This window comes from Diaphorobacter ruginosibacter, from assembly GCF_040396215.1.
Classification (GTDB): Bacteria; Pseudomonadota; Gammaproteobacteria; order Burkholderiales; family Burkholderiaceae_C; genus Diaphorobacter_A; species Diaphorobacter_A ruginosibacter_A.
Genome location: NZ_JBEBOW010000127.1, coordinates 1 through 10,639, shown reverse-complemented (window position 1 = coordinate 10,639; position 10,639 = coordinate 1). Strand labels below are relative to the sequence as shown.

Here is a 10,639-nt window from a genome sequence, read left to right as displayed (position 1 = left end):
CAAGGAGATCACGCAAGGCTCACGGGTTGAGCCACTCCTTGAGCTTTTCCTTGTAGGGCAGGTCGAAGCGGCCATAGAAATCACTGCCGTTCGGATTGCTGCACGATGCGCTTCCGCCATAGAGCTGCCCCGTGACGTAGCGCTGCCCGCCTATGCCGTAGAACACCGCCGAGCCGCTGCTGCCGCCCTCGGTCGTGCCCTGGCTCCATTTCACCTCGAGGAAGGTGGCGCCGCTGTCGCTGGAGCCGCCGCAGGTATCGCTGGAGCACAACCCCAGCCCTTGCAGCACGCCAAAGCTGATCTTCTCCAGGTCTCCCTCGGGGTGATGGAGCCCCACCAGTTCCGAGCCGGCTGCCGCCGCGCCGCCGAAGAACGATCCCGCATACACCACGCCGTCGGGAACGGCCTCGTTCAAACTCAGGAACGAGGTATCGGTGCTCGCCGTGGCATACAGCAGCGTCGCGCCCCTGGTGAGGCTCTGGACGCCGGAGCCGGCCGTGCCCGAGTTGCAGGCCGACGAACGGTAGAACCAGTCGGTCATCAGCGAGGACGCCTGCGCCTGCGTGTTGATGCAGTGATTGGCGGTCAGGAAATAGGGCGTGCCGCTGGACTGCGCGTCATTGAGCAGCGTGCCGGTGCAGTAGTACCCTTTGCCGTCCTCATGCGTGAACCGCATGCGGGCCACCGAGCGCGCCTGGCTCAGGTAGTCGGGCTGGCACATCGCATCGATGTTGCAACTGCCGGAGCCGGCCTTCGCCTCGACCAGCGTCTCCATCTGCGCGGCACTGTGCGTGAAGTGCGACAGGCGCGGCACGGCCAGCTGCACCCCGGACACCTGGGCGCCTGCCGGCACCTCGATCTCCATCACGGTCTGCTCGCCGCCGAAGTCGGGGCTCCAGTAGGTCCTGGCGGCCTGATCGTCACCGCCGCCGGCGCGGATGCGCTCCGCCTGGGCGGCCAGTTCGGCGGCGCTCACCTCGGTGGCTGTCCCGCCGGCCTGCGCGTAAAAGCGCAGTTTCGTGCCGGACGGCAATTGCATGACCAGCACGCCAAGGCGCACACCCAGTGCCGAGGGGGAGTCGAACGCCAGCGCCGCCAGTTGGCCGCCGGATGCCGTGCCCTGCCAGTCCAGCAGGGCCTGCGTCAGTTGCACGGTGGCGGTGGCGGCAACGTCGCGCTTGACGGCGATCTGGATCGGCACGCCCGGCCTGGCCGCATCCGCCGCAGCTTCCATCTTCTGCACCACACTCGCTGCAGGCGCGGCCAGCGCCACCTTGCGGATGAACCGTGAGTCGGCCTCGCCCCGCGCCGCCTGTTCTGCCTGCGTGCCCTGCGCCCGCGCTTTCGAGTCGGCCTGTGCGCTCTGCCGGGTCAGCGTGTCATAGGGTTCGATGCGCTGGGTGAGGTCCGGCTGCGAGGGCGTCGATGTATCCGTATCGGTATCGGTGGTGTCGTTACCGCCGCCACAACCCGCGATAGACAGAATGAGACTGCCCGCAATCCACCATCCAGCGCTTTTAGCCATCATGCTCTCCTGTATGACGGCTAGATTATTCAACACATCTTTGATGCTACACGGTGCAAATCGGACTATTTTCAGCAGGGCATAGCAGGGTACATCAACACACCCTGGTTGGTTTCATGGCAACAGTCTGCCCGACAACGCTATCTGGCCAGCGATTTCAGCGCCATCTTGATGCCGTCGCTCACGCCGATGTCGGCGGGAAGCGCCTTGAGGGCGTGGGCGGCTTCCTTGTCGTTGTAGCCCAGTGCGAGAAGCGCCTGGAGGATGTCCGCCTGGCTGTCGCTGGCCACGTGCGCGGCGGCTCCGATGTCCGCGCCCAGCTTGCCCTTGAGCTCCAGCAGCAGGCGCTCCGCGGTTTTCTTGCCGATGCCCGGCACCTTCACCAGCCGGCCCGCTTCCTGCAGGGACACCGCCTGCGCCAGGTCCGCCACGCCCATGCCCGAGAGGATCGACAGCGCGGTGCGCGGGCCGACGCCCGAAATCTTGATCAGCTCGCGAAACGCCTGGCGCTCCTGCTGCGATCCAAAGCCGTAGAGCAGTTGCGCGTCCTCCCGCACGATGAACTGCGTGAGCAGCGCCACGCGCTCGCCGACGGCGGGCAGGTTGTAGAACGTGCTCATCGGCACCAGGACCTCATAACCCACGCCATGGCAGTCCACCAATACCTCGGGAGGGTTCTTTTCAAGCAGGGTGCCAGTCAATTTGCCTATCATTGGAATCCTTTGCCGCGATCTGCGGCGCAACAACCAAATTATCCGCGTGATCCTGCGCCACACATTCACCCCACACAACAACCTCCGCCTGACCCATCTGTGCGGACCCGCGGACGCGCACCTGCGCACGATCGAGGACGCCCTCAAGGTCAGGATCGCCCATCGCCACGAGCAATTCAAGGTCGATGGGCCGAAGGCCAAGGCCAACGACGCCATGGAACTGCTGCAGGCGCTCTATGAAATCGCCGACCGTCCGATCAAGGAAGAGCAGCTGCAGCTGATGCTGGCGGGCGACAGCTCCATGCGGGAGGAAGGCGACGCGGACAGCGCCGTCACGCTCACCACGCGCCGCGCCGACCTGCGCGCGCGCACTCCCACGCAGGCCGTGTACCTGGAGAACATCGCCAGCCACGACATCACCTTCGGCATCGGCCCCGCCGGCACGGGCAAGACCTATCTTGCCGTGGCCTGCGCTGTCGATGCGCTGGAGCGCAGCAACGTGCAGCGCATCGTGCTCACGCGCCCCGCCGTGGAGGCGGGCGAGCGCCTCGGTTTCCTGCCCGGCGACCTCACGCAGAAGGTCGATCCCTACCTGCGGCCTCTGTACGACGCGCTCTACGACCTGATGGGTTTCGAGAAGGTGCAGAAGGCTTTCGAGCGCAACCAGCTGGAAATCGCCCCGCTGGCCTTCATGCGCGGGCGCACGCTGAACAACGCCTTCATCATTCTGGATGAGGCGCAGAACACCACGCCCGAGCAGATGAAGATGTTTCTCACCCGCATCGGCTTCGGCGCCAGGGCGGTGGTGACGGGCGACGTCAGCCAGATCGACCTGCCCAAGGGCGCGATGAGCGGCCTGATCGACGCGGAGCGCGTGCTCAAGCGCGTGAAGGGAATCGCCGTCACGCGCTTCACCAGCGCCGACGTGGTGCGCCATCCGCTGGTCGCGCGCATCGTCGATGCATACGACGCACAGCGCAAGCCCGGCGCGCGCGGCTAGCCCGGGAGCACCGAACGGTTCACCGCCATGTCACTGAATCAACTCACCCTCTCCCTGCAGTTCGCCCGATTCGACGGCGCGGCCGAGCACCGCGCCGTGCTCTCGCGCAGCAAGGTAACGCGCTGGATCCGCCATGCGCTGGCCGTCGATGCCGAAATCACCGTGCGCATCGTCGGCGCGGAGGAAGGCCGGCGGCTCAACCACGAGTTCCGCCACAAGGACTATGCGACCAACGTCCTGACTTTCGACTACCAGCAGGAGCCCACGGTCATGGCCGATCTCGTGCTGTGCGCGCCGGTGGTCGAGCGCGAAGCCAAAGAGCAGAACAAGTCGCTCGAGGAGCACTACGCGCACCTGCTGGTGCACGGCACGCTGCACGCGCAAGGCTGGGATCATGAAACCAGCACCGAGGACGCCGAGGAAATGGAAGCGTACGAGACCGACATCATGCGGGAGCTCGGCTTCGAAGACCCGTACGCCAACTGAACAGCCTCGCGCGCCCGCGCCCGCAGCCGTGTGTTAAGCAGTATTGCGCGCAGGTTGCATAAAGAACGCGCTCGGGACACCTAAGATGCCCTCCATCGCGCCGGCGAGCATCCACCACGATGTCCGGCGAAAAACATGGAAAAGAGAGACAACGCATGGACTTCTTCAGCCACTGGGGCCTGTTGCTCGCCGCCGCATTCGTGGCCGGCGCGCTCAATTCGGTGGCGGGCGGCGGCAGCTTCCTGACCCTGCCCGCGCTGGTATTCACCGGCGTGCCGCCCGTGGCCGCCAACGCCACCGGCACCGTGGCGCTGTTTCCAGGCTACGCCGCGGGCGCATGGGGGTTCCGCGAGGACATGCAGCCGCCGCCGGGCCTCTCGATGCGCAGGATGGTCGTCGTCTCTCTGATCGGGGGCATGGCGGGAGCGGCGCTGCTGCTCGTCACGCCGGATGCGGTGTTCCGCAAGGTCGTCCCCTGGCTGCTGCTCGCCGCCACGGCCATGTTCGCCTTCGGCCCACGGCTGCGCGCCTGGGCCTCGACCCGCAGCGGCGGCGCATCGGCGCATGCGGGCGCGTCGCCCGCCAAGGGCATGGCCGGAACGCTGGCCGTCGCCATCTATGGCGGATATTTCAACGGCGGCCTGGGCATTCTGCTGCTCGCGCTCTTCGGCCTGCTCGGGCAGACGCAACTCAACGCCATGAACGGCATGAAGAACCTGGTGTCCGCGCTGCTCACCGCGATCGCCGTCGCCATCTACGCGGCGGGCGGCCTGGTGCAATGGCAGCAGGCGCTGGTGATGATGATCGCCGCCACCGCAGGCGGCTATGGCGGCGCGCGCGTCGCCCGCAGGCTTCCGCCGGCATGGCTGCGCTGGGGCATCGTGGCGACGGGGCTGATCATGTCGATCCTGTTCTTCATGCGGGGATGAGAGCGGGGCGGCGGGCCGGCTGCCGCCGTCAACGGCGCCCCTGCTCCACGCATTCCCGGACCGCATCGACCAGCAGCGAGAGCAGCAATCGATCATCATTCCTGCGCCATGCCATGATGGCCGGCGTCAGCATCGTCACACCGCGCAGGGCAAGAAACCGGACCCCATTGATGCCGGCCCGCGCCATGCATGCCGGCACGAGCGCGACACCGCAGCCGGTGGAGACCAGGGCCACAACCGTCAGCCATTGACGCGCGGCATGCGTCGTGCGCGGGTGGATTCCCGCCTGATGCATGCATGCGATCACGTTGTCGTAATTGGCCGGCGACACGTCTCGCGCGAACATCACGAAATCCTCGTGCGCGATCCGGGCAAGGTCCAGGTCACCGCCACCCGCCAACGGATGGCGCTCCGGCAGGCAGGCGACCAGGGCCTCCGACTCCAGCGGCAGCAACTCCAGATCATCGGGCGGGTACCCGATGTTGAGAAAGCCCACGTCTATATCGCCAGAGCCGAGCGCACACAACTGCTCGCCGGTGGACATCTCATGCATGCACAGCTCGACCTGCGGCCTCTTCAACTGGAATGCCCTGCAGTACTGCGGCACGTTGCGATACACCATCGATCCGGTGATGCCCACGTCAAGCCGCCCTTGAGCGCCCTGCGCGACGCTGCGCACCACATCGCACGCGCGCTGCATCTGAGCGAGCACCTTGCGAGCCTCGAGCAAAAACGCCTCGCCCGCCGGCGTGAGCGTGACGTGCTTGGCGTCGCGCCTGGCCAGCATCACACCCAGATCCTCCTCCAGCGTCTTGAGCGCCGTGGACAGCGGCGGCTGCGTGATGCACAAACGCCGCGCGGCCCTGCCGAAATGGCGCTCCTCGGCCAGTACGACAAAGTAACGCAGTAGATGAGTCTTCATGAAAGCAATATCTTGCATCCATCCCGGCGATTTGCACATCCGCTTCGAACTGGCGTTTTCCCCGACGTTCATTGCACTTCCCGCCCAAGGTCACACGGCATCAGTATGATTTCGGCAATCCCAGAACCTTCTCCGCGATGAAGTTCAGGATCATCTGCGGACTGACCGGCGCGAGCCGTGGAATCCACGATTCGCGCATGTATCGCTCGACGTGGTATTCCTTGGCATAGCCCATGCCCCCCAGCGTGAAAATGGCTGTCTCGCATGCCTTGCCGCAGGCCTGCGCACCGAGGTATTTGGCGGCATTGGCCTGCGCCGCGCACGGCAGATGCCTGTCGTACAGGAAGGCGGCCTTCTGCACCATCAGATGCGCCGATTCAAGCTGCATCCAGGACAACGCCAGCGGATGCTGGACGCCCTGATTCTGCCCGATCGGACGATCGAACACCATGCGCTCGCTCGCATAGCGCGACGCCTTCGCGAGCGCGGCCCGGCCAAGGCCTACCGCTTCCGACGCGATCAGGATCCGCTCCGGATTGAGTCCATGCAGGATGTACGAGAAACCCTTGCCCTCTTCTCCGATCCGGTCCTCGACGGGAATGCGCAGGCCATCAATGAACACCTGATTGGAATCCACGCATTTGCGTCCGAGCTTCTCGATCTCGCGGATCTCCATGGAGCCGCGATCAACATCGGTATAGAACAGGCTCAGCCCTTCCGTGCCCTTGCATTCTTCGGCCGGCCTGGTGCGGGCCAGCAGCAGCATCTTGTTGGCAACCTGCGCGGTGGATATCCACACCTTCTGACCGTGCACGAGATAGTGATCGCCGCACCGCTGCGCGCGCGTCCTGAGCCCGAGCGTGTTCAGCCCCGTATTCGGCTCCGTCACGCCAAAACATGCCTTGTCCTTTCCCGCAATCAGCGGCGGCAGCCAACGGCGCTTTTGCTCGTCCGAGCCAAACACCACCACAGGATGCAAGCCGAAGATGTTCATATGCACGGCCGATGCGCCGGACAGGCCCGCGCCCGTGGCTGCGATGGTGTGCATCATCAGCGCCGCCTCGCTGATGCCCAGCCCGGCTCCGCCATACTCCGGCGGCATGGCGATGCCAAGCCATCCGGCGTCCGCCAGCGCCTTGTGAAAATCATGCGGAAAGCCGCCTTCACTGTCCTTCGCCAGCCAGTATGCATCGTCGAACGGCAGGCATGCGCGTTCGATGGCCTGACGAATCTGTTCCTGCTGTTCACTCCAGAGAAAATCCATGCTCCACCACTCCACGAAATCAAGAACGGCATTGCGCGCCGTCGACATGCCCCGTCATTCAGGCCGCCTCACACGCTTGGGGTTTTCTGCGTAGGGCGGGCTGTAGATCACCAGCAGGCGTACCGGCGTATCGCTGGTCACGCGAAAGACGTGCATGCTGTCTTCCGGGAAGAAACACATATCTCCAGGCTGCATACCGAACGCCTCGCAATTGACTTGCACCTGCGCGGTGCCTTCGAGCAGGTAGCACGCCTGCTCCATGCCAGGGTGCGCATGCGGCAGTGCTCCGCCGCCCTTCTCGAGAGTGCCGAGCAGCACCTCCATGCACTTGGCCCCGACGTTGGACGCGCTGATCAAACGCCGGTTGACCGCGCCATGGTGATTGGCCGGGACATACCCCGGAACATCGCTTTCACGAATCAGGAATCGGCTGGCAGATGTCATGCCCGTCACTCCCTCTCGATACCGGCCTGCCTGATAAGCTTGCCCCAGTATGCGAGTTGTTCGTTCACATAGGAGGCAAACTCCTGGGGTGTCCTGGTGGGCCAGACCTCGAAACCCACGCCCGCCAACTGGTCCTGTACCGACTTGTCGGCCAGGATGACCTGCAGTTCGCCATTGATGCGTTCGACCACCTCGCCGGGCGTGTTGGCGGGCGCGAAAATCCCGTTCCACGACGTCAGATCAAAGCCCGGAATCGTCTTCCCTATGGAAGGCACATCCGGCAGCAGCCTGGACCCCTTCGCCGCCGTCACGGCAAGGGTGCGCACGCGATCCGTCTTGAGCATGCTCCAGCTCGACCCCAGGTCCGCCACGTATATCTGGATCTGATTGCCCATCAGGTCAGTGAGTGCCTGCGGGCTCGACTTGTAGGGCACCTTCGTCATCTGGGTTCCAGTGACGAACTTGATTGTCTCCGAGGCCACCTCCGAGGTGCTGTTGGGCGTACCGTAGGACAGGGCGTCCGGATGCGTCCTCGCATGGTCGATCAGCTCCTGCACGCTCCTGACGGGCAGACCGGGGTTGACCAGCAGCGCGAACGGCAGTTCACCCACGCGCGTGATCGGGGTGAAATCCTTGATCGGGTCGTATTTGAGGCTCTTGAACAACCAGGGATTCGCGGAGTGCGACGTATTCGTCGTCATGAACAGCGTATAGCCATCCGGCTTTGCCTTGGCGACGAATTGCGCGCCGATCTGCGCACTCGCGCCCGCTCGGTTATCCACGATGACCGGCTGTTTGAGGCGCTCGCCAAGCCGCTGCGCGACCACGCGTGCAACCGCGTCGGTGCCGCTGCCCGCGGCAAATGGCACCACCAGCGTGATGGGCCCCGCTGAGGGATAAGGCGCCTGTGCCTGCGCCTGCGCAAGCGGCAGCCCCGCTCCAAGGGCCGCCAGCAGCACCATACCGCCGGCCATGGCGGACGTTCCAAGAAAAGCCGAACGCTTCATATGAGTGTCTCCTTGAGGTAGTTGCCGTGTATCCGGAACTTGCCTTCATGGTGATCACATCAAGTATTCACGTCCAATTGCTTTTTGATCTTCAAGAATTCGTTTTGAAAATGGGTTCCATCTCGCGATGCTCCAAAACCCGGCCAGCCCGCGGACACATGGCCGCACCCATTCCTTACTCGGAGCGCATCACCATCGGTATCGTGACCGGGCCGTCATTGACCAGATGCACTTTCATGTCAGCCGCGAATCGCCCCGTCTGCACCAGGGGATGGGCAGCCCGGGCCCGGGCCACGAAATATTCATACAGCCGCCGGCCCTCATCCGGCGCGGCCGCGTTGGTGAAGCTCGGGCGATTGCCGCCCCGGGTGTCCGCGGCAAGCGTGAACTGGCTGACCACCAGGAGGCCGCCGCCCGTGTCCTGGACGCTGCGGTTCATCTTGCCCGCATCGTCGCTGAAGATGCGCAATTTCAGGATCTTCGCCAGCAGCCTGTCGGCCAGCCGCTCATCGTCGCCCTGTTCGGCGCAAAGCAGGACCAGCAGTCCCTGCCGGATCTGGCCGATGACTTCGCCGGCCACTTCCACGCGCGCTTCGCTCACGCGCTGCAATACGGTGATCAATTCACTTTCCCCTGGTTTCTTGTTCGTTGAGTGACTCCACGGTTTCGAACACCGTGGCCTGGCCCAGCGGCAGGATTTCGATGGTGGCCCGCAGATTGGGCACGACCCGCATGAGCGCGGCCTCCACATCCGTGCGCAATTGCGCCGCGCGGCCCAGCGTCCACTCCGCGGGGACGTGCATGTGCAGATCGACGAAATTGCGGCTGCCGGCGCGGCGCGAGATCAGGCTGTCGAAGCGCACGGCGCTGTTGCGCGCCGTGCTGTGCTCGTCCAGCACGGCCTGTACACGCTGCAGTTGCTCCTGGGGCAAGGCTTCGTCCATCAGGCCCTGCGAGGACTCCCAGAGCATCGACCCGCCCTCGCGCAGAATGTTGAGCGCCACCAGTATGGCGACGACAGGGTCCAGCCACTGCCAGCCGGTGAGCAACGCGCCGCCCATGCCCACCAGCACGCCGGCCGAGGTCCAGACATCGGTGAACAGGTGCCTCGCATCGCCTTCCAGCGCGGCGGAATGGTGCACGCGCGCCGCGCGCAGCATGTACCAGGCCAGCACGCCGTTGCAGACGCTGCTGAGCACCAGCAGCGCCGAGCCCCAGCCGATCTGCTCGAGCTGCTGGGGATGTATCAGGCGCGACAGGGCGGCCCAGAGAATGGCAACGCTGGCGCCAATGATGAGAATGCCCTCGAAGCCCGATGAAAAAAGCTCCGCCTTGTGGTGGCCATACGGGTGCTCGTCATCCGCGGGCCGACGCGCGATCGTCACCATGGCCAGCGCGAACACGGCACCCGCCAGGTTCACGAAGGATTCCAGCGCATCGGACAGCATGCCGACCGAACCCGTGACCCACCATGCCATCGTCTTGAGCGCGATGGTGAGGACCGCCACGGCGACCGAGACTCGCAGCAGGGTACTGGGCGTCATCCAGTCGGGGATTTGGGGAACTGCCGCGTTCGGCTGGCTTGGGGCGGGCGCTTGGGACATGGGCTCGATTATCGCCAGCATTGCCGGCCCGCGCCCCGGGGCGCGTCCGCAATCTCCCGTGCCACACGAATGCCACCGGCGCGTGGACAATAGCGGCATGTCATCCATACCCGTGTACACAGAACCCACGCAGCACACCGATCCGGCCGACGCGCTGGCGCAGGTGCAGCGTATTTATCAACAGCAGATCAACCTCCTGCGCGATGCGATGCAGCGCTTCGTCGCCGGGGAGACGCCCGCCGAGCATGTCCGCGCCTATTACCCGTTCGTGCGCATGCGGACCACCACCGTCGCCCGCAATCCCTCCGCGCTCGCATACGGCTTCGTGGAAGGCCCCGGCCGCTATGAGACGACGCTCACGCGCCCGGACCTGTTCGCCAAATATTATCTGGAGCAGTTCCGGCTGCTGCGCTCCAGCCACGGCATGGAACTCGAAGTGGGGATGAGCACGCAGCCCATCCCGATCCACTTCTCTTTCGCCGAGAACGACCATATCGAAGGCTCGCTCAGCGCCGAGCGCCGCATGCTGATGCGCGACGTGTTCGACCTGCCCGATCTCTCCGCCATGGACGACGGCATCGCCAACGGCACCTGGGAGCCCAGGCCGGGCGAGGCGCAGCCGCTGTCGCTCTTCACCGCGCCGCGCGTCGATTATTCGCTGCACCGCCTGCGGCACTACACCGGCACGCTGCCCGAGTGGTTCCAGAACTTCGTGCTGTTCACCAACTACCAGTTCTACATCGAC

Annotated in this window: 12 protein-coding genes; 4 read left to right on the top strand and 8 right to left on the bottom strand. The window is 64.9% G+C overall.

Annotation, left to right across the window (positions count from 1 at the left end):
- Positions 1-19: 19 nt before the first annotated feature.
- Both ABWP92_RS14150 and ruvA read right to left on the bottom strand, forming a co-directional pair.
- A complete protein-coding gene (locus ABWP92_RS14150; RefSeq protein WP_353236034.1) occupies positions 20-1,525 on the bottom strand; it encodes an endoproteinase ArgC in 1,506 nt (501 codons plus the stop codon).
- Positions 1,526-1,665: 140 nt separating this feature from the next.
- The gene (gene ruvA, locus ABWP92_RS14145; RefSeq protein WP_353236033.1) at positions 1,666-2,238 is read right to left on the bottom strand and encodes a Holliday junction branch migration protein RuvA; all 573 of its coding nucleotides are present in this window, start codon (positions 2,236-2,238) and stop codon (positions 1,666-1,668) included.
- 46 nt (positions 2,239-2,284) lie between these two features.
- Between ruvA and ABWP92_RS14140 the strand changes: the two genes are divergently transcribed.
- The 3 genes from ABWP92_RS14140 to ABWP92_RS14130 all read left to right on the top strand — a co-directional run bounded on the left by ABWP92_RS14140 (position 2,285) and on the right by ABWP92_RS14130 (position 4,653).
- A complete protein-coding gene (locus ABWP92_RS14140) occupies positions 2,285-3,238 on the top strand; it encodes a PhoH family protein (RefSeq protein ID WP_353236032.1) in 954 nt (317 codons plus the stop codon).
- A 27-nt stretch (positions 3,239-3,265) separates the two neighbouring features.
- On the top strand, positions 3,266-3,724 hold the full coding sequence (gene ybeY, locus ABWP92_RS14135) for an rRNA maturation RNase YbeY (protein ID WP_353236031.1): 459 nt from the start codon (positions 3,266-3,268) through the stop codon (positions 3,722-3,724).
- Between the two features lie 155 nt (positions 3,725-3,879).
- The gene (locus tag ABWP92_RS14130) at positions 3,880-4,653 is read left to right on the top strand and encodes a sulfite exporter TauE/SafE family protein (RefSeq protein ID WP_353236030.1); all 774 of its coding nucleotides are present in this window, start codon (positions 3,880-3,882) and stop codon (positions 4,651-4,653) included.
- A 28-nt stretch (positions 4,654-4,681) separates the two neighbouring features.
- On the opposite strand, the gene ABWP92_RS14125 is transcribed toward ABWP92_RS14130, so the two are convergent.
- The 6 genes from ABWP92_RS14125 to ABWP92_RS14100 form a co-directional block, all read right to left on the bottom strand.
- Positions 4,682-5,575 carry a LysR family transcriptional regulator gene (locus ABWP92_RS14125; protein WP_353236029.1) on the bottom strand — a complete coding sequence of 298 codons (894 nt, stop codon included), beginning with the start codon at positions 5,573-5,575 and terminating at the stop codon, positions 4,682-4,684.
- Positions 5,576-5,675: 100 nt separating this feature from the next.
- Positions 5,676-6,839, bottom strand: coding sequence for an acyl-CoA dehydrogenase family protein (locus tag ABWP92_RS14120; protein WP_353236036.1), 1,164 nt, complete (start codon positions 6,837-6,839; stop codon positions 5,676-5,678).
- A gap of 54 nt (positions 6,840-6,893) precedes the next feature.
- Positions 6,894-7,283, bottom strand: coding sequence for a cupin domain-containing protein (locus ABWP92_RS14115; RefSeq protein ID WP_353236028.1), 390 nt, complete (start codon positions 7,281-7,283; stop codon positions 6,894-6,896).
- A gap of 5 nt (positions 7,284-7,288) precedes the next feature.
- Positions 7,289-8,245: a Bug family tripartite tricarboxylate transporter substrate binding protein gene (locus tag ABWP92_RS14110; protein WP_353236035.1), complete on the bottom strand. Its 957-nt coding sequence runs from the start codon at positions 8,243-8,245 to the stop codon at positions 7,289-7,291.
- A 220-nt stretch (positions 8,246-8,465) separates the two neighbouring features.
- The gene (gene dtd / locus ABWP92_RS14105) at positions 8,466-8,912 is read right to left on the bottom strand and encodes a D-aminoacyl-tRNA deacylase (protein ID WP_353236027.1); all 447 of its coding nucleotides are present in this window, start codon (positions 8,910-8,912) and stop codon (positions 8,466-8,468) included.
- Position 8,913: 1 nt separating this feature from the next.
- Complete coding sequence (locus ABWP92_RS14100) at positions 8,914-9,834, bottom strand: cation diffusion facilitator family transporter (protein WP_353236026.1); 921 nt, start codon at positions 9,832-9,834, stop codon at positions 8,914-8,916.
- Positions 9,835-9,991: 157 nt separating this feature from the next.
- On the opposite strand from ABWP92_RS14100, the gene ABWP92_RS14095 reads away from it, so the two are divergent.
- On the top strand, positions 9,992-10,639 hold a 648-nt coding region (locus ABWP92_RS14095; protein ID WP_502907543.1), incomplete at its 3' end, for an AMP nucleosidase family protein.